General features: G+C 32.5%; 17 protein-coding genes and 1 tRNA gene. 17 read left to right on the forward strand and 1 reads right to left on the reverse strand.

Annotated features, from left to right (window positions below; all coding sequences use genetic code 11):
- Nucleotides 1-1,728 precede the first annotated feature (1,728 nt).
- The 17 genes from KQI58_RS17560 (at nt 1,729) to KQI58_RS17640 (ending at nt 19,753) form a co-directional block, all read left to right on the forward strand.
- Nucleotides 1,729-2,832 carry a tyrosine-type recombinase/integrase gene (locus KQI58_RS17560; RefSeq protein ID WP_216410294.1) on the forward strand — a complete coding sequence of 368 codons (1,104 nt, stop codon included), beginning with the start codon at nt 1,729-1,731 and terminating at the stop codon, nt 2,830-2,832.
- A gap of 446 nt (nt 2,833-3,278) precedes the next feature.
- Entirely contained in the window at nt 3,279-3,932 is a 654-nt protein-coding gene (locus tag KQI58_RS17565; RefSeq protein WP_216410295.1) for a winged helix-turn-helix domain-containing protein, read from the forward strand.
- Between the two features lie 64 nt (nt 3,933-3,996).
- Nucleotides 3,997-6,372 carry an accessory Sec system translocase SecA2 gene (gene secA2 / locus KQI58_RS17570; RefSeq protein ID WP_216410296.1) on the forward strand — a complete coding sequence of 792 codons (2,376 nt, stop codon included), beginning with the start codon at nt 3,997-3,999 and terminating at the stop codon, nt 6,370-6,372.
- Nucleotides 6,373-6,411: 39 nt separating this feature from the next.
- On the forward strand, nt 6,412-7,626 hold the full coding sequence (locus KQI58_RS17575; RefSeq protein ID WP_216410297.1) for an accessory Sec system protein translocase subunit SecY2: 1,215 nt from the start codon (nt 6,412-6,414) through the stop codon (nt 7,624-7,626).
- A 24-nt stretch (nt 7,627-7,650) separates the two neighbouring features.
- Nucleotides 7,651-9,258 carry an accessory Sec system protein Asp1 gene (gene asp1 / locus KQI58_RS17580; RefSeq protein ID WP_216410298.1) on the forward strand — a complete coding sequence of 536 codons (1,608 nt, stop codon included), beginning with the start codon at nt 7,651-7,653 and terminating at the stop codon, nt 9,256-9,258.
- Nucleotides 9,242-10,828, forward strand: coding sequence for an accessory Sec system protein Asp2 (gene asp2 / locus KQI58_RS17585; RefSeq protein ID WP_216410299.1), 1,587 nt, complete (start codon nt 9,242-9,244; stop codon nt 10,826-10,828). The genes asp1 and asp2 overlap by 17 nt, the downstream gene beginning before the upstream one ends.
- A gap of 13 nt (nt 10,829-10,841) precedes the next feature.
- Nucleotides 10,842-11,726, forward strand: a complete 885-nt coding sequence (asp3, locus tag KQI58_RS17590) for an accessory Sec system protein Asp3 (RefSeq protein WP_253296016.1) — start codon at nt 10,842-10,844, stop codon at nt 11,724-11,726.
- A gap of 59 nt (nt 11,727-11,785) precedes the next feature.
- A complete protein-coding gene (locus KQI58_RS17595) occupies nt 11,786-13,231 on the forward strand; it encodes a glycosyltransferase (RefSeq protein WP_216410300.1) in 1,446 nt (481 codons plus the stop codon).
- Nucleotides 13,221-14,072 (forward strand): hypothetical protein, encoded by an 852-nt coding sequence (locus tag KQI58_RS17600; RefSeq protein WP_216410301.1) that lies wholly within the window; start codon nt 13,221-13,223, stop codon nt 14,070-14,072. The genes KQI58_RS17595 and KQI58_RS17600 overlap by 11 nt, the downstream gene beginning before the upstream one ends.
- 13 nt (nt 14,073-14,085) lie before the next feature.
- Nucleotides 14,086-14,466 carry a DUF3110 domain-containing protein gene (locus KQI58_RS17605; protein ID WP_216410302.1) on the forward strand — a complete coding sequence of 127 codons (381 nt, stop codon included), beginning with the start codon at nt 14,086-14,088 and terminating at the stop codon, nt 14,464-14,466.
- 24 nt (nt 14,467-14,490) lie between these two features.
- A complete protein-coding gene (locus KQI58_RS17610) occupies nt 14,491-14,937 on the forward strand; it encodes a hypothetical protein (RefSeq protein ID WP_216410303.1) in 447 nt (148 codons plus the stop codon).
- Between the two features lie 68 nt (nt 14,938-15,005).
- Nucleotides 15,006-15,191 carry a hypothetical protein gene (locus KQI58_RS17615; RefSeq protein WP_216410304.1) on the forward strand — a complete coding sequence of 62 codons (186 nt, stop codon included), beginning with the start codon at nt 15,006-15,008 and terminating at the stop codon, nt 15,189-15,191.
- A 63-nt stretch (nt 15,192-15,254) separates the two neighbouring features.
- Nucleotides 15,255-16,247 carry a helix-turn-helix domain-containing protein gene (locus KQI58_RS17620; protein WP_216410305.1) on the forward strand — a complete coding sequence of 331 codons (993 nt, stop codon included), beginning with the start codon at nt 15,255-15,257 and terminating at the stop codon, nt 16,245-16,247.
- Complete coding sequence (locus KQI58_RS17625; protein ID WP_253296017.1) at nt 16,234-17,268, forward strand: hypothetical protein; 1,035 nt, start codon at nt 16,234-16,236, stop codon at nt 17,266-17,268. The genes KQI58_RS17620 and KQI58_RS17625 overlap by 14 nt, the downstream gene beginning before the upstream one ends.
- The gene (locus KQI58_RS17630) at nt 17,255-17,659 is read left to right on the forward strand and encodes a hypothetical protein (protein WP_216410306.1); all 405 of its coding nucleotides are present in this window, start codon (nt 17,255-17,257) and stop codon (nt 17,657-17,659) included. The genes KQI58_RS17625 and KQI58_RS17630 overlap by 14 nt, the downstream gene beginning before the upstream one ends.
- Before the next feature lie 47 nt (nt 17,660-17,706).
- Nucleotides 17,707-19,098 carry a hypothetical protein gene (locus KQI58_RS17635; protein WP_216410307.1) on the forward strand — a complete coding sequence of 464 codons (1,392 nt, stop codon included), beginning with the start codon at nt 17,707-17,709 and terminating at the stop codon, nt 19,096-19,098.
- Between the two features lie 22 nt (nt 19,099-19,120).
- Nucleotides 19,121-19,753 (forward strand): hypothetical protein, encoded by a 633-nt coding sequence (locus KQI58_RS17640; RefSeq protein WP_216410308.1) that lies wholly within the window; start codon nt 19,121-19,123, stop codon nt 19,751-19,753.
- A 57-nt stretch (nt 19,754-19,810) separates the two neighbouring features.
- Here KQI58_RS17640 and KQI58_RS17645 read toward each other — a convergent pair.
- Nucleotides 19,811-19,899, reverse strand: a tRNA-Ser gene (locus tag KQI58_RS17645).
- Between the last annotated feature and the right edge of the window lie 465 nt (nt 19,900-20,364).

The raw sequence follows: 20,364 nt of genomic DNA on the forward strand, positions 1-20,364 counted from the left end.
AGTATAGAGAATAATAATAAGACGAAGATAACTATTATCATAATACAATTTGGTGATTAGATTTTTTTAGAATAATAAAGTAATCTTTCAATTCTTCATAGCTAAGAGTAATGAAGAATTTCTAATTGACTAGGCTGATATAATTGGAGGGGTGTACCATAAGAAAACAGATAGGAGGAATGCATTTGAAAAAATGTAATATGGATCATTAACATAATTATGAAAAATGTCCACACTAAATAAGGTAAATTGATATCGTTTTTTGAACCATAACAAGCGACTTGAAATTCTTGATTTTTGGCAATTGAACAGCTTCCTATATCGGGTGGCATATTCTTGGGAGTGATAAAGAACGGTATTATAAATATCATCTTTTTTGAGAGTATGCTAGATTAGCACAAGTAAACAATGAGCAACCGTGATTAATGCTTTCTCGAGGAAACGACAAGCTACACGTATATTGATTAAAGGTTGAAAAGTGATTCTTCGTACGTATTTATCTCCCCGTGATTTATAGTGTATACATGCTTCTTCAATTTACTACAAAAAAGTGAAGCCCCGTTAATAACGCAACATCTTTTCATGCGATATTGTGCCTTGAGCGGAACGTGAGAAGCATGATTATATCATGTCATAAAGCCAGGTCAAAATACAAACAACAGATGGTTAATCAATTCAACTTTGAAGATATTGAATAATACTTCTCAGAGAAAGTGGATGCTATTTATTCGGTTTTAAAAAAAGGGATTTAAAAGCTAGAAGGAGTATTTGTTCAAAAAGAAGTTTAACTTGTTTTGTTAGGAGAAACTAATACATAGCTGAATAAGTGAGCCAGTTTCATAATTCACTTTTACAGAAAAGCAAGCACTCATCCAATTTCAAAGATTCCTTTTTTGAAATTAAGCGGCTGTTTCTTTTTCTAACTTCTCGTGATTCAATCGTTGCACCGCGTATTGTTTTGAATTACAAGCTAGCTGAATAAGCAGAAGTTCTACCTCGATTAAGTCAGCTTTATAGGGAGTCGTGTCATTCAATTTCATGTTTTTTTTCAGGGAACCATTCGCAGCCTTGTAATTTACTGAGATAGGCACGCCAACAGATTTTTCTTTTTGAAAGAGCCCTAGCAGTGAGGAAAAATCTAATTTTTACGATGAAATTTTGATAATGATTCGTAACTAGTGATGATCGTTATCAAGATCAATTGAGGAGGATAGTAAGCTGTAAAAAATCTACACTACATATTTTTTTGTTAAAAAAAGGCTATGTTTTCAAAAAATATCAAAAAGACTATTTAGGTGACTACAACTAAGTAGCTTATATGAACCATTTAGAGAAAATTTTTCCACTGCTAGAGTAATTTATGACAGTTCAATCGTTATTTCTAACCTTACTAACAGAACTATATCTAGATTACATTTGCAGTAAATTATAGCCAATCTATTTTATTTCCACCACTAGGATTACTTAGTCTTATGAAAAACTAGAAAAGAAATATTTCTTCAAAAAATAAATTAAGTTATTTGTCTTTAGGTTTAAAATCGTTTTGTAATGCTATTATAAAATAGTGATTAGAATTAATCAATAATATATCTAAATTTTATTATTTTTAATTCTCTTTAAAAATGAATGACAAAAATGAACATCGAATTTCTCATTTTTAAGAATTAAATCTTAATTACAAAAGAAATAAACCGTCATATAAGCCGTCAAAATTGGAGGTAAACATTGATGAGAAAAGGAGAAAATATCTACTTAAGAAAAGATGGACGTTGGGAAGGTCGTTATTCAAAAGGAAGAAAAAGCAATGGAAAAATCAGGTATGGATACGTGTATGGAAAAACATACACGGAAGTTCGCCAAAAATTATTTCCACTTAGAATTCACTATGCGACCATTCAACAAATTCAAGGAAATTCAAGTGAAACATTTGAGGAGTGGGTGAGTTACTGGTTAAAACATGTACAATATGAAGTAAAACCATCAACTTTTGCAAGTTACTACTACAAAATTTATAAGTATGTACTACCAACATTAAAAGATGTTCCCTTAAATGAACTATCTATAGAACAAGGAAGAGATATTCTTAAAGAACTTAGCCAAAAACTTGCTAGATCAACCATCCATGTCATCTTTAGAATTTTGAATAAATGTTTGAATCATGCGAAAAAGACGAAAAAAATACTTTCTAATCCTTTCGAGAGTCTACAATTGCCTAAAGTTAAGAAAAAGAAAGTTGAAGCACTTTCTCGTTCGGAACAAAAAAAGTTAATGAAAACCGCTCTGAATGAAAGAAAAGGAAATGGTCTACCAGTGCTATTAGCTTTACATTCAGGAATGAGAATTGGAGAAATTTCTGCTTTACGTTGGTCAGATATAGATTTTGAATCAAGTCTGATACATGTAAATCATACGTACCAACGAATAGGAATTTCGAAGGGAAATAAAAAGACTCAGTTAAATTTCGCAAGCTCAAAAACGGAAGCATCTATACGAGTAATTCCTATAAGCCATGCGTTAAGAAGGCTGTTATTAGCTCATAGAAAAATATCAAAAGGAGAATTTGTTTTTTCTCATAATGGAAAACCTTGTGAGCCTAGATTACTAACTTATTACTTTCATAAAGTTCGTTCAAAAGCTAATTTACCACATATACATTTCCATCAACTGCGTCATACATTTGCTACACGTTGCTTAGAATCAAAAGGAGATATTTCTTCGGTTAGTGCCCTTCTAGGCCATGCTTCTACGCAAATGACATTAGATACTTATGTGAATGCTTTGTTGGAACAAAGATATCTAGTGATAGAGAAAATGGAGAAATCTATTATTTAAAAAGCGCTTTCTTTTTTGGAAATGGGGAGCACTTTTTTCTCTTTTTTAAGAAAGCGCTTTCTAGATTTGCTTTTGCACATTTTTAACCACAGCTTGGCTGAAGGTAACATTTTTAAGATGAAATTTTTAAGGACATTCCTTCAAAAAAATTATAAGCCGTCTTAGGTCGTCAAAGAGAGCTCCTATTCCTTATTTTTAAAGGAATAGGAGCTCTTGACTTAGTTTTCATAAGACTAAGAATAATTCTAATTTGTATAAGAAATAGAGAGCTTAGTAAAAAACTTTTCCCATTTAAAAGAATTGAATTCCTCATTTTTTATAATAACAAATTTTTGGAGAATTAGAGATAAATATGGTGTTTCTTATCGATATTTCAATTTTAATGAATTAATGATTGTTGATACCGCTGGTGGGCTGTTAGATAAAAAAAGAAAAGGAAGATAAAAATGAATGTATTGATATTAACGAAATGTGTTTTTGCTGAAGATGAATTGGTAGAAAAATTAAATTTGCTTGGTCATGAAGTATTTTGTAGCAACCGGATTCTTGATGAGCTAAAAAAGGATATAAAAAATACTCCAGTAATCAACTATTTTCCCACAATTATTTTTAGTGAAACAGTATCAGATGATGAAGTTGGGCAAGTAGTTAAGAATAAAAATATTCAAAATGCGGTTCTTTTTAGAAAAGCTACTACATTTTCAAAAAAAAGACATAAAGAATACGAAGATGAGAAAATCAGTTTTTTGTTCATGGATGATCCTCTAGAAGAAATGGGAGAAAAGCTGAGGAGAAATCAAGATGAAAATCAAGCCAATAGAAAACCGAATATAATGTCTTTCAATATTAAAGATATTGATTCTATGCTGGTTTTGAGTAATCAGGAACGACAGGTTTTTGAAATTCTATATGACGCTAAGAGTAAGGTTGTATCAAGAGAAGAGATATGTAAAAAAGTGTGGGCACAAGTAACTAATTCTAATCTTGCTCAAACATCTACAATTGTTCGAAGAATTAAATTGAAACTTGAAAATTCTGATTTTGTTAACTGTGATTTACAGACAATTTGGGGGAAAGGTTATCGAATTATTGCTGATTGATTGTTCTTTTCCAATATATTCGAATGCTTGCTTATAAAAAATAAAAGGAATCAGTAGGATTACTATGAAAGATAAAAATATTAAGAAGTACAAAAAAATTGCCAACAAGATAATCAAACTTATGCCTACATATAAAGCGATGTCAGATAGTGATTTACAAAATCAAACGAAAATTCTGAAGGAAAGGCTAACTAACGGAGAAAAGGTTGATAAGCTTTTGCCGGACGCCTTCGCTGTAGTTGCAGAAGCAGACAGGCGAGTTCTTGGATTAGATCCGTATTATGTTCAGATCTTAGGCGGTATTGCCTTGTTTTATGGAAATGTTGCAGAAATGAAGACCGGTGAGGGAAAGACACTTACTGCAACGATGCCAATGTATCTTAGAGGATTAATGGGGAAAGGAAATTTTCTGATCACTTCAAATTCATATCTCGCGTGGCGGGATGCAGAAGAGGTTGGGAAAGTTTATCGTTGGTTAGGTTTAACGATTTCTGTCGGTGTTCCAAAAGATGCCAGCGAGGAAGAAATAAATAAAGAAGAAGTATATGGATCGGATATTGTTTACACCACACATAGTGCTTTAGGTTTCGACTACCTTTTCGATAATTTAGCAACAACACTTGAAGAACAATTCGTTAATAATTTCAATTATGTCTTAATTGATGAGATTGATGCCATCTTGCTAGATATGGCTCAAACCCCATTAATTATTTCAGGAGCACCTAAAGTGCAGTCGAATTTATTTGAAACATCAGATTGGTTTGTTAAGAGTTTATCAGAGGGTGAAGATTATCTAAAAAGTGAAGATAGAAGAAATGTGTGGTTTACAGAAGAAGGAATTGGGAAAGCGGAGAAATATTTTGGTATTCAGGGGATTCTTACAGAAGAATGGCATGATTTGTACAGACATTTAGTTTTGTCTTTGAGAGCTAATAAATTATTAGAAGAGGACAGAGATTACGTAGTGGAAGAGGGGGAAATATTACTCTTAGATGAAGCAAATGGAAGGAAACTAATTGGAACAAAATTACAGGCTGGACTCCATCAAGCGATTGAAGCAAAAGAAGGGGTAGAAATTACAAATGAGACGAGATCAATGGGTTCAATCACGTATCAAAACCTCTTTAAGAAATTCCGAATCCTGTCTGGGATGACTGGAACGGCTAAAACAGATGCAGAAGAATTCCGTGAAACATATAACGTGAATGTTATCCAAATCCCAACAAATAAACCAATAAGAAGGGTTGATCACCCTGATGAAGTGTATATCACAAATAAAGCCAAAGCATTATCATCACTCAACGCGGTTAAAGAAGCACTTAAACAGGATCGTCCCGTCTTAGTGGAGACGGGGTCTGTCGCCATGTCTAATTTATATTCACTATTACTGTTACAACAAAAAATCCCTCACAACCTTTTAAATGCTACTACGGTTGCGAAGGAGTCTTTAATTGTGTCTGAAGCAGGTAGAAAAGGGGCTGTGACTGTTGCTACATCAATGGCTGGAAGAGGGACAGACATAAAGCTTGATCCTGAAGCAAGAGAGAGCGGTGGGTTATTGGTTTTAGGGACCGAACGAATGACCAGTGATCGAATTGATTATCAGCTTAGAGGTCGTGCCGGCAGGCAAGGAGATCCTGGAGATACTGTCTTTTTTGTATCAATGGAGGACAAAATAGTTGTGGAAAGTGCCCCTAAATGGGTTGCTAAAACCAGAAAGAAACTAATCGCAGAAAATGAATCAAAAGAAGCTGAGGAAACACAACCGCTAAAAGAAAAAAAATACGACAAAATTATTCAAAAATCTCAGGCGAATCGAAAAAATCAAGAAGTAGAAAGTCGTAAAAATATCCTTGAGTATGATGAAGTCATTAGCGTTCAGCGAGAGATGATTTATGCTGCAAGAAATAAAGTTATGAGTGCTTCTCCAGATTTTATGGAGGACATTATTAGACAGTCCGTAAAAAATACAATTGATTCCTTTAGTTCAAAAAAAGCGAACTTGAATAGAAACGATTTGATTGATTTTATCTACAATAATATCGCTTATAATTTTGATGCTTCTTCAATAGATCAAGATATAACAGAATACAATAAGAAATCAGTGAGTGAGTATTTAAGCAAGATAATTTCAAATCAAATCAATACTCTCCACTCTGTAATACCAGATAGTTTTCAACAACTCTATTTTAAAAGGATAGTTGTTTTGAAAGCTGTAGACACAATGTGGATAGAACAATCTGATAATTTACAACAATTGAAAGCTATTGTGAATGGTAGGAGTTGGGGACAACACAGACCCATTTATGAATTTCAAATTGAAGCAAGGAGATCCTTTTTTGAAATGAAGGAGGAGATATGGCTGAATATGCTAAGAAATCTATTGTTATCGGATTTAGTTTACAATTCCGATGGTTCTATTGATGTAGATTTCCCATAATGAAGCTAATACTTAGTATTTAAAAAAGGGCGGTTAGCAATGAAAAATAACAAAGAAATAGTCAAACGGATATGCTGGAGTATTTTATTACTTATTGTTGTTGGCTTTGGAAAAAAAATAGAAGTTCCAGGTTTTTTGGATGTGCCGAAAGGGGAGACTCAAAATTTGATTCTTCGTTTTCTATCAACAACCACAGGAGGGAACCTATCAAAGCCCACTCTGCTTTCTTTGGGGATGGGTCCATATATGACAGCATTAATTATTTGGACCACTATAAGTATGATTGATACCGATAGGATTAAAAACCTTTCTGTTAAACAAAGAGGATACATTCAAAGGGGTCTAACACTCCTTTTTGCAATTGCTCAAGCAATCGCTTTAACACTTAAGTTTAAAACATTGATAAATTATGAACAATTTCCAGGGATCAATAAATTTGCAATATTCTGTATGAGTATTGTCATACTCACCACTGGGGCAATGTTTATTTCTTGGATATCTGATATTAATAGTGAAAAGGGTCTCGGAGCACAGAGCTTGTTTATTTTACCTGGATTACTTTCCAATTTACCAGCAATGTTGGTTTCTGGACAAAGTGGTACCTTACGTTTAGACAGTCGATATTTTATCGGTCTTCTTATTATTACTTTAATCTATATTGTAGTAACAATTTTTTTATACAATTCAGAATACCGAATCCACATCCAACGAACAGGGATAGAGAATAAATTTAACAATTCATATATTCCAATTCGATTATTAACAGCTGGGGCGATGCCCTTTATGTTCGCGGTAACTGTATTTTCGATTCCTCAATTATTACTATTAAACGATCGTTGGACCAATACACTTTTTTCTAGTATTCTTTCTAGACTTTTCTCCTTTAATACTGTTGAGGGAATAATAACTTATGGAATTATCCTTTACGCATTAGGAATGGGATTTAGCTATATCAATGTACGACCACATGATATTGCGAAGAATCTTAAAGAATCTGGTGATTACATTTATGAGGTTGTACCTGGAGTGGAAACAGAAAAATATATCAAGAAGAAATTATCTACTATCGCAATGGTAGGGAACTCGTATTTAGTAGTCGTCTCTCTCATTCCGTTGTTTATAGGGTTAAAAATAGAGATTATTGCCAACTTGGCCTTTTATTTTGGGAGTGTTTTTATGCTGATTATTATCCTGGATACTCTCACTCAAGAAATCAAATTCATTTTTTCGAAACGTAATTACAAAATTTTTTAGTGAGAAGCAGGAGTGGAAAAATCAATGATTTACTTAATTCCAAATTGGAAACAAGCAGATAATAGTTTAGAGAGTGACAGAGTTTTAAATATCATCAAGCTTTTTACTGAGAATAATGAAAAATATAAGATTTTTCTATTAAATCACTTGCCTTTTTTAAGATATAAGGCACAAGAGCACTCGTTACTATCCAATTCATATTGGCGTGCTTACGATGTGATTCAAAATATTTCTATACAAGAAGGACATCCTTTAAGTTTTGAAGATCTTTCATTTCCAAGTGATGTTGAGACAATCTATACCCCTTTTGGAATTGTTCTTTTTCAAAAAAATAGAAAATTTGGAGAGGTAAAATTCAATAAGTACGGTTGTATTGAAGGGGTGAAATACTTTAATGAAGATTATGACTACTTTGAGTATTACGATGATCGAGGTTTTTTGTCACTAATTGAGTATTCAACAAAACAAAACACAGTCACTAGACGAGAATTCTTCAATGAATACGGTGAAAAAACTATTACAGAAATTTTGGAAAATGAACCAAGGATAATAATTGAAGAGGCTGGAGCAGATAGTTTAAAAACGAAAGAATTCTCTTCTATGAAAGAGGTCGTAGAAGAAGTCTTGAAATTAGAATTAAATCAAATTAAAGATAGTAATAAAAAAATAATTACAACGACAGATAATGACATTCTAAGAGTGACACAAACAATTCAAGAAGAGGAATCATTGGTACGTATTGTTTCAGATGATGATGATCTCCATCTATACGATAAACACCTACTTATAGAAAGCTTGAAAAAAGCCAAGTATATTGTGACTGATACAAAAGGAAAATCGCATGAATTATTAACTATGAAAAAAGCAAATTCAGAACTTGTTGATACAAAATTAGCAACTATTCCTATGTTTAATACAGAGTTATTTTTAGGTATGAGTAACTCAATTGCTCAACTAATTATCTATTGGCGAGTGGAACAACTGACAGACTTTCTGCTTGAAGCAAACCAAATTTTTATTAAAAACTTGATTGATAATACCAAATATAGCTTAATCGTAGAAGTTGGTACACGAGTGGATCAGGTTAAATTACAAGATCGCCAAAAAGAAATTATCGATTCCTATTTTGATGTAGATAGCGAATCGGATGACTTCAAAAAAACTGCTCATTTTATTGAAGCGAAAAGAACTAAACACTTATATAAGGCTGATGAAATAGCGATTGAAGAAATTCGAAAAAGTGATTCTTGGAAAAATTTAGTTAAGGCAATCAATGTATATAACCGAATTGAATTCCGAGTACAGCCTACGCTTCTCTCTGTTAGAAATGATTTTCATAAAGCCAGACTCTATGTGGATATTAATGAAAAATACAATTTGCAGATGCAATCGTTAGCAATCAGTGCGGGAATTCCACAACTTGCTAAAGTAAAAACGGATTTTATTGAGGATAAAAAGAATGGAATGGTCGTCAGAAGAACATCTGAGCTAGAACCTGCTTTAACCTATTTTTTACAAAAACTGAATAATTGGAATAATGCACTAGTTAAAAATGTCTCTGTGATCGAGGACTTTAGTCCACAAGTCATAATGGAAAAATGGAGGGATGTTTTAGATGTCCAAGAAAATTAGAGTTATTCATATTGGAGAACAGGAAATAGTGAATTTAAAACCGTTATCCTCCAGTTTTCAGTATATTTGGGTACCGAGTAATTACAATTTTCAGCTAGATGAACAAGAGCTAGAACTTTTTGTTGGCGGAAAATTCAATAAAAAATTTACAAGAGCTATTTTCATTTTGGGCTCAAATGAAGGTAATTTCACTTTGAGTAGTGACTTGTTGGTACAACTACCAGCTTATCAAATACTTTACGCTAAAGATTCAGAAGTTTCTTCTGAAATAGAAAGGATACTAACACTAAAAGAAGCGATTCCTGTTGGTTTGGAAGACATTACTTCAGTGTTCCAGTTCATTAATAAGCAATATTTAGTTAGACAATCTGGCTATAAATTGTCAAATGATTATATCAAAATTGATTCAAATTTTGATGGAACCGTTCAAAAGTGTGGTAATTCTTATATTGAACTTGAAGGTAATTTCTCACAGCAGTTCAAACAAGTAATTTCATGGAAAATGACGAATCTTATTAAGGCAGAAGAACAAATGGAGTTCTATTCTGAGTTATCAGTACCTTCAGGAGACCTTGAGTTGCTGTTCAAGATTTTTCTAGTAAAAGAAAATACATCTGAAGTAGTACAAATCATCGAAGTACCAGTAGAAAATCTTCAGAAGAAGGATAAGATTGTTTTCGAACAGCCAGTGAACACTTACATTAATGTTTCGCTCTATGCTCGTGGGAAAAAAGGAAAAATTAAAATAAGTCAAGTTCATATAAGAAAAGCATTAGCGGATAAAAGTGCGATGATTCCCGGAGGAAACCGAATCGTGGATGAAGAGAATCTTTCAGGAGAGGTATTCTATTACTTTAATGCAGGGGATCTAAAACCGCCATTAGCGATTTATTTCTCTGGGTATCGTCCAGCAGAAGGCTTTGAAGGTCGCCGAATGATGAGCAGTATGGGCGGTGGACCGTTTATGTTGATCGCCGATCCTAGATTAGAAGGTGGAAATTTCTATTTGGGAAGTGAAAAATTCGAGCAAAAGATTGTTGATGTCATTCTGGATAAGTTAAATCTGCTAGGTTTTAAAAATTCGGACTTGATTTTATCAGGGTTATCTATGGGAACTTTTGGAGCACTATATTATGCCAGTGATTTAAAACCCAATAGTGTCATTATAGGTAAACCATTGGCAAATATCGGAACGATAGCTTTGAATGAACGAGTGTTACGCCCCAATGGCTTCCCAACTTCATTAGATATGCTCTATTACAACATGGGAGAATCTACAATTGAGTCCGCTGAAAGACTAAATAAAAAATTTTGGGATAAGTTTTCTGCTGGTGATTATAGCAATACTACTTTTGCTATTGCCTATATGAAGCAAGATGACTATGACAAGGAAGCTTTTCCTCAATTATTTAAAGTGTTAAAAGAAAATCGTTCAACTGCGAGGGTCTTGTACAAAGGCTTAGTCGGCCGACATAACGACAATAGTACTGGAATAAACAAATGGTTTTTAAAACAATATCGAAATATCTTATTCAATAGTTTTCACAGAGTCATGGATGATTTTGAATAACTAGAGGGGTGAAATGTTGGAAAATTTTTACATGATAAAGTGGGGGATTGATTTTAATGATAATTACAATTATGGAGCAAATATACGTCTTTTAGAGGATGATTCTATACGATTTTCTTCTCCATTTATGCCCACAGGGACCCCTATAAAAACATGGTATTCAAAAACAGAGTTTCATTTGGCCCGTAAGTCTCCAATGTTGCCAATTTTGCTGAATGGTAAAGGATATAACATACAGGTACATGCAGAATTCGATAGAAAAGATGCGGTTCAATTAGTGATCGAGTTTTTTGATGTGAATAATAGTGTGATCGAAAAAATACATTTCAAGGAGTTGGAGGGGCACTTTACCTTTCCAGATGAAGCGATTAGCTACAATGTTCAATTAGTAAATAAAAAACATGAATTTATTATTTTTAGGTACTTAACCATTTTTAGTGATTCTCTAAAAGAACGATACGAGATTAAGCCCAATAAGAGTACTGAAGCATTTTTCTTCAAGGTAAAACATCCATATGAAGGAATCAAAACAAAAGTGGTTATACAGAAAAAAACGAAATATATGGCGAGTTTAGTAATAGAAGACTATATGAATTATTACTTCTTGATTGGAGATCAGTCCGAAAAAGCTTGGTTAGATGCGGCTACACATATGTGTAATGATATAAAAAATAATCAGCAACTTAAATCACTCTTGATTGAAAAAGGAACACGTTTTAATACATTAGAGGATAAATTCAAATTACTTCCCTCTGTGTTGGAAGCTGTTATCCCATCAGATAGAATGACAAATTTTCTATCTAAACCTGCAGCTGGATGGACGAATTTAAAAGATCGAGCACAAATCAATGAATATGCAATCAGCATTTTGCGACAAATTATTACAAAAAATGAGTAATAAAATATCAATGGAAATAATCTGTAATTTAATGAATGAAAATCAGGGGGGAAGAAGAAATGAACTTTTTTATTAATAAAGCGATGGGACTAGGCAATTCAGGAGTTGAACATGCACAGTTTTATCGAGCGAAATGTTTTGAAAAAGTCAAACTTCCGTATAAGTATATTTTTGTTGAATTAGTAAAGAACTTGCACGAAGCAATGGCTGCTTGGGATATACCAGACAATAGGGTGATCAATATGTGGGAACTCTTTGTTTTTGGGCGAGATTATATAGTAAATGGCGCTAAAAAAAGATATGAACACAAGGAAGATGTTTTATTAGATTTCACCAATACTCATCGGATAAAAGAAACGATCACATCTTCAGGCATGTTGGTTGTGGAGCATTTAGAAAAATCACCAAGTAAAAAGAAGGAAAATTTACTTTTAGTTTCAACATATAAAATCGAGTTATTTGATTATAAAACACGGAAAAGAAAAGTCATGTTTGAGTATGTTGATCATAAGCATAGAGGTCGGTTACTTAGTAACATTCATCTCTTTGATTTTGAAGGAGAGCACCTGTTTTTCCAGAACGAAGTATTATTACAGCGCTTTTTTTTCGAGTACTTAGCAGCGCAATTTGAAGGAACAAAAAACTTTATCATTGATCGAGGACAAGAGTCTGAATCAGCGCTCTTTAACCATAAACCAAAAGACACAAACATCATCGAGATTATTCATGCGGATCATCTTTCTGATCGCGATGTTCCGAGTGCACCGTTATGGAACAATTACTATGAATACCTATTAACGCATATGGAAATGGCGGATCGTGTTGTGGTTGCGACAGAGCTACAGAGGCAAGATCTTTTACTAGATTTTCCAAAGGAAACGCAAAAAATATGGGCGATTCCAGTTGGAGGAATTCGAGATCATGAACTACAACAGAGGAAAATAGAAACACAAAGTCGTTCTCTTCGTAAATTTATTACAGTTTCACGTTTAGCCGCTGAGAAACATATTGATCTTGTGATTCATGCAGTTTGTGAGGCAAGAAAAAAATTTCCTGATATTTCTTTGGATATTTATGGCCAAGGTGGGGAAGATAGTAAATTACGTAAACTAATCAAAGAATTAGATGCTGAGATGTATATTACTTTGAAGGGGCATTCAAACAAAATTTCTCAAGTTTATCCAAAGTATGATGCATTTATTTCTGGTTCGTACTCAGAAGGATTTGGATTAACATATATTGAAGCTTTAGATGCAGGTCTTCCAATCGTTACTTTTAAAGCAAGATTTGGTGCTATGGAGCTGATAAAAAATGGTTTGAATGGTTATTTAAAAAATTTCTCACGCACGGATGAAGAGTATAGTAAGCAACAATTGGCCGAGGGTATTGTTCAACTTCTTGAATCTGATCAACAAAGAATAGTGAGACAGACAAGAGAGTCTGTCAAAGAATACCAGGACTCAATTATTGCAGATAAATGGAAGGAGCTTATCAATGGACTATGAGTTAGTTAGTGCTATAAAACCAATAGATAAAATATGGCAGACCCAAAAACAGCGTTTGATTGAAAAAAACGGAAAAGTGATCTCTCTTTCTCCAAGTCCAAATTTTAATCAATTAAAAAAAATAGAAGGTGTAGAGGGAATCAATCTATTAGATGAACTAACAAAACGTGAGTATCATCCGGATAATTTTCTATTTTTCAATCAAATACCAACGGCGGTTTCAGCCGAAGTTTTTATGAATGAGGATCGATCGATTTCGGTCATAAACGATGGTACGGAAATCGCTCGAGTAGCTACTTATCCTGAAACTAGAAGACATGTAAAAGAGGTCAAATATTTAAATAGTGATAATACAACAGACTTTATTGAAGAATACGCTGACGATGGTCAACTATATAGTAATATTTTCTTTTTTAATGACAAAGTCCATGAGATTGATTTTTACAACAGTAAGCAATTTCCGATTATTCAGTATTTCTTTTATGAGGGGCAAATCAACTTAGTTGTTGTGAGAGATCAAAATACAGGGAAAGTTACTAATAAATACAGTAGTCTTGTTCAATTTTTAACGGATCAGGTTGCAAATCGAGTAACTGAAAAAGACAATGTCTCAATTTCCTACATGGGGTTAGAATTATTCGCCTTGGAAAAAACAAAATCACGGAATGTCCTTTATTTAACTGAATCTCCTTTGACTGGTACTGGATGTATTAAAGGAAATTTATTGAGCATATTAGAAAATAAAATTCCTTATATTCAGGAAGTAAAGATGTCGCGTGAGCATTATAACAAATTAGTAGGTAAAAATGTTTGTTTAGATAAAGTAACTAAAATTGATTAAGGAGTTTGAAATTATGACAATCCCAGCAGAAAAAATCTTCAATGAGATTCATAAATTATCGAATGAAAATCCAGACTCGTTCTTGGATTTTGAAAGAGAAAAGGACTTAGCTACACAGTTATTTGAAGAACAAAAAAAACATGTGAATGTTATGCAAGCTATTAATGAACAAATTAAACAATTAGCTACGAATAAGGAATCAGCTATTGTACAGATCAAACAATTGAAAGCTGACTTTAATGCTATCTTTGAAAAGTATAAACAAGAGTATTCTTCATTAAAAGAGATTTTGGTGACGATGAAGGTTTCTTATGATACTGAGAGATTTATAGCTAAGCAATACTATATTACTGAAAATGAAAAAATTATTTCTAATATTGTGGATGAAATATAAAGGAAGGAAAAAGGAGAAGTATAAATGACAAACACAATCTCAGCAGATCAGCTATTAACCAAAATAAATCAATTATTAGACGAAAATACATCATCTATACTAGGATTTGCCACAGAAAAAGAAAAGGCTCAACAACTAGTGAATGGACAACATGATAAAGTATCTCAGCTTCAACATTTGCATCAAGAAATGATTGCAATGCAAGAGAATTCAGGTGTGTCAATCGACGACATTAAGAATATTAAAGCAAAATTCAACCAAACCTATCAAGCGTATCAAGAAGAATATAACTCATTAAAAGAGATTTATTTGACCATTTTTGTTTCATTTACTACAGAAAAATATGTTTTGAAACACTGCTTTTTTGGCGAAAGTGATCAGGTGCTTACCAAAATTGTCGAAAGGACTACCGAACAAGACCTACAAATTGCTCAATTAAGTGAGATTATTAGTTCTATTGAAGAGGGATAATTTTTTAATAATGTTTCCATGAATTACACATATATCCTTTTGGAACTTATTTTAAAGGGGAGAATCCAATGAAAAAGGATCAACTATCAAGAAAAATTGAAGAAAAATTTGAGCAGGAAAGTAATAAAGTTGTAGATAAAGCGGAGAATAAGGAAAAACAATCAAAGCTGCTAACAATAATTATTTCAGTGATTATGTCAGGAGTTATCCTAGGATCACTGGTTTATTCCTTACTTGAATCTATTGGAAAGTAATTATTTCCCTATTGACCCTAGTTTAAAAAAATTGAGGTGGACATATTAGCGGGAGCGTGTGAAATGATGAAGAGTAGTCTATTGAGTATTTGTAGGTTAATTAATACGATGAATCCAACTTTGACTGAACCACAAAGTTCGGTTGTGGCTGTAAATATTGATCGTGAATCTATTGAAGAAATTAGAAAAAGAAAAGGCGTCTCAATTCGTACTTTGGAGAGAAAAATCAATCTTTCAAAATCTAGGTATTATCGTTGGTTACGTTATCAAACTGATTTACCTTTAGAATTGGTTATGGGCTTAAAAAAAGTTTTGAATATGTCAGATCGAGAATTATTAAATCTATTTGTCTCCTCTACGGATGAGCAAATCCAAATGTTAGGTTTAGTCATTTATACATCTATGTCAAATCAAGAAAAGGATTTTAAACAGTTTTTGAGTTTACGAAAATCGTTGGAAAAATATAAAAATTCTAGTGAAGATAATAGTGCCTATAAATTAGTTTTAACTTATGCCGATTTAGTTGCACATTGTCGTAGTGGAAATACATCCTTGGTTGAGCTAAAACGTATTGAAGCGTATTTTGCATCAATTGATTATTTTACAATGTTTGACATTTTACTATATTTAGCAACTTTACGAATTAGTCTAAATTATTCACTTGTCAACTCTGTAATGGAAAAAGAAAGTATTATTTTAGAAAATAGCTTACTTAAGAAATTTTCTAATAATCAATCAAATGAATGGAAAGATATTTTAATTGGTTGTGTTATTGACCTATCGTTATGCTTTGTTGATATGAATAATCATGAACAGGCTATTAAATTACTTAATAAGGCCACAACAATTTTGAAACAGCAAAATGCAGAGAATCAGCAGACAAAAGAAATATTTCAATTACTGGCTTATCTTTACGTTACAAAAGATATATCTAGTGAAGATACTATTATTAATAAAATTAAGTCCGGCATGAACCATCTATCCTTCTACTTGCCGAGAAATGAACTTGATTTCTTCAGAAATTTATCAATCAAGGAGAAATATGTCTTTGAATAAATGGATAACTAATATTGTAGAAGGGCATTCGGTAGATTCTGTTTCAAAAGCTCGAGCTGATGTTGCAGAGATTGCCGAGGAGATTGGATTTCAAAAACTATACATTTATCGATACATTGATGAATTGGAAAGTGATCAGTCTCTTCTTTCGAGAATTGATGGGATTACAGCAGGTGTTTCAAAAGGCGACGTAATTGTGTATCAATATCCAAGCTATAACCAGTTTAAATTTGAAACAGTCTTTGTCGAACGGTTAAGACAACGCGGAGCTCGAGTTGTTTTGTTGATTCACGATTCTGAGTTATTAAGAGATAACAGTTTTTTAAAAGAAATTGACCTGTTTAATCAAGCGGATATGTTAATTACACATGGAGAAAAAATGGAGCTTGAATTAAAAAAATTCGGAATTAGTACGACAATGGTATCCAAAGAATTATTTGATTATCTGATACCGAATGAACAAATATTGATGCAAGATTCTTTGGAAAAAGACATTGTTTTTGCGGGGAATATTCAAAAATCTATTTTTTTAAAAGACTGGGACTATCAAACCAAAATTCAAGTTTTTGGAGCAAAAGATGATTCGAAATTAGGAAAAAATGTAGAGTATAAGGGTGTCTATTCTCAATTTGATTTGCTAAGAGTAATACCCAAAAATTGCTTTGGGATTGCTTGGGATGATGATTTGCCTAATGGCGGAAAGTATCGAGAATATACCCAATATAATGCACCGCATAAAGTTTCGTTATATTTGTCTTTAGGACTTCCAGTAATTGTTTGGCGTAACTCTGCTGTTTCAGAGTTTATTGATAAATATCACTTAGGATACTCCATTGACTCGTTGGCTGAAATCGATTCATTAATGGAGCATATCGATGAAGATGAACAAATATATCTAAAAAATAGAGTAAATAAATTCAGCTATTTATTAAGAGAAGGAATTTTTACTAAAAAAGCGTTAATTCAAGTAGAACAATTTCTTCTTCTTAAAGAAATGGAGATAGTGAATGACAGTAAATGAATTAGAGAATGGACCTATTGCCAGCAAAGCAACCTTAAATGAGTTGTTGAAACAAATTAAATCACACATACAAGTTCGTGATGAGAAAATTTATGAAGTAAATAAGTTAGTTTCGATGGTAAAGGATCAAAAGAGGGTTTCAATAGATAATTTTATCCAATTAAGAGAAGAGATCAATCATTTGACAGTAGAATACACAAAAATTAATGAAATAAGTTCTTATATTAAAGGATTTACAGCATGTTATAAACAAGTGGGACCTTTGATGCAAGATCTAACTAGTGTCTCCAGTATGATTGAGAAACAAGAAGAACAGTTAAAAGAGCTCTCTACTTTGGTGATGTCACCAGGTTTGATTGAGAATCTCACTCAGAATTCGGAGCAGCAGTAGAACCAACAGAAATAAAAAAATAGATATAGCAATCGGAGGTACTTACAGTGAAAAGAATAATTGCATTAGATATTGATCAGTTTAGGGTAGGAGTATATGGACTACAATATGAAGAGGTTTTTAGTTCACTCTACTCAGATGTTAAAAAGAACTCATGGAAACCTTCTTTTATTAAAGAACAATCTGGTGGAATAGAAGGATGCGAAATAAAATTAGAAGAATTTTCAGATTCAATTTCTTGGGGAATAAAGAAACGTCAAAGTCGACGTTCAAAGGCGTATCATACGTTTGGTGATGTGCTTAATAGACTAGACACAGTCGATACAGTGAATTTTGTTCGATGTGTTTTATCTTATTTAGCAAAGAATCAACGTGAATTATTTGAAGAAAGAGACAAAAATCAACTTAGTTGCTCTTTATGTATTGGTGTAAATTCTCAAAGTTCAAATGAATTAGATGAATTTGAATATAAGTTTGAAGGAAAATATACTACTTTGATTGATGGTGAAGAATATTCTATTAATGTAGAAAAAGTAGCTCTAGTTCCAAAAACATTTTGTTCTATCCTAGAAAATGAAGGAAGAAATTTTGAAACCACTGAGGAAGCAATGCAAGCGTTTGATGGATTAAATTATGTTCTTGATGTAAGTGATCATTTTGTGAAATGTGATGTATATGATAATGGCGAACTAATAAAAAGTGAGAATGTTTCTCATGGAATATATGAATTTTCAGATCGAATTGTTCAGGAATACAAAACCAATTGTGTTCAAAATAATAAGAGGGCCTTTCAAATTGATAGAGATATGGTATATAACACAATAACCAATAATGAAAGCATTCTTACGATAAATGGACGCCAGCAAATCAATTTAGATGCGTTAATTCAGGCGGAAATTACAGAGGAAACAAAGAAAGTTTTATCCTATTTAACTAAGGACCAAGATGTTCAATATGCGGATAACATTATTGTTAGAGATTTAAAAATGAGCATTATCAATCAAAACACTGTCAATCAGTACCTTGATAATTTTGGATTGCAATGTACAAGCTTTGATAATAAAAGCGCCAAAGGTTTGTATATTTTTGGAACTACTTTTTTAGGAGATAACTTTCTCAACAGTATTGAAGATGATCAGAGAGTACAATCAGAGAGTATTTTACAGACAGCTGCTTCAGAGATGGTTGAACCGAATCTTGAAATGGAAGAGACTAGTTCTACATCAATGGAAATTGAGATGGCTAATGTTCAAGAATTAGATGAGCGAGTAATAGAATCTGAATCTAAACAAGCTGATTTTTCGAATGCAGAAGGATTAGTTAATGAAAATGATGAGCAAGTAGCAGAGATTTCAGAAGAAGCAGAAATTGAGGCTATATTAAAAGAACAAAATGATCTGTTAAGTTCATTAGTTGAGATAGATGAGGACTCTTTATAGAAGTTATAAGGAGAATTGGACTATGGAATTAAAAAAAGTAGTTGTAAGTTTGTTTATAGTTTTACTTTTCCTGATAACTGGATGTTCTGAGGACGGTTCTACTGCCACAGATTCTAGTTTGCAAACTGAAATCACAAAATTGCAAACTGAGAATTCTAAATTAAAAAAGGAATTGTCAGAAATTAGAACAAATGAAGAACAAACTCACCCCAGTGAAAAAGCTAGATTTACACAAGAAGTCAAAAGTTTTTCTGCGAATGAAGCTATTGAGTTCGGAGATGGTGAAAAAAAATTAGCAGAAATGAAAGTAGTACAAGTTACAACAAAACAGTCAGCATTTCCAAAGCGAATGATTGAACTCGAAAACTATGATACCAAACAGATGCTTGCTGTAAAAATTGAGTATTCTAATATAAATATGGATACACCATTTTTACCTTATGCGCAGTCTTTTCAAGCTTATTCGAAAAAAGGGGAACGCCTAGAAGCAATTAATCAACAGCGAGGACAAAATGAAGTACCTAAGGGAAAGTCAGGTACGACTCAAATTTTTTGGAAGCTGCCTGTTGATGGAGAAAAGTTTGACAATGTAGAAATTGATTTTGTTTCTGGGGAACAAAGAGTAGCAACGTTTGATTTAAACGTAAGTCATTAGATATATTAAAATCCCTGTCCAACTAGTTGGACGGGGATTTTAATATAATAAATTTTACGGAGAAGGAGGGATTTGAACCCTCGCACCGAGATTATCGATCTACACCCTTAGCAGGGGCGCCTCTTCAGCCACTTGAGTACTTCCCCAATTGACTTTTTTATTATAAACGAATAGTTAAATTCTAGTCAACCAATCATTTTCCAAAAGAAAAAGACAGAAAATAGCTTTTTTATAGAGAAAAATAATGATTGATATTGTTAAGTTTAACGGAAAATGAGTTATAAAATTAAAGGAAATATAAAAATGTTGTAATTATCGGTTGGAATAGATTTTGATTTTTTTTTACAAAAAAAGAAATTTTTCTATTTTTTGAAATTAAAGAAATATGTGCTGATATTCAGCACTTTTATATTTCTATACATCAAGACCGCTCATTCGTATGTGAAATAAAGTGAACTATAAAACTTTGATAATAAAAGGGTTAAAAAAAACAAAGAAATTTAATGCTTAATATTCATTTTGTAATCAAAAGTGTTTGGCTTTTGATTAATAAAAATATATTAAGAAAAAAACACTTCCCAATATTGGTACATTTTAATCTGGTTGCAATT

This window comes from Enterococcus raffinosus, from assembly GCF_018917525.1.
Classification (GTDB): Bacteria; Bacillota; Bacilli; order Lactobacillales; family Enterococcaceae; genus Enterococcus_A; species Enterococcus_A raffinosus_A.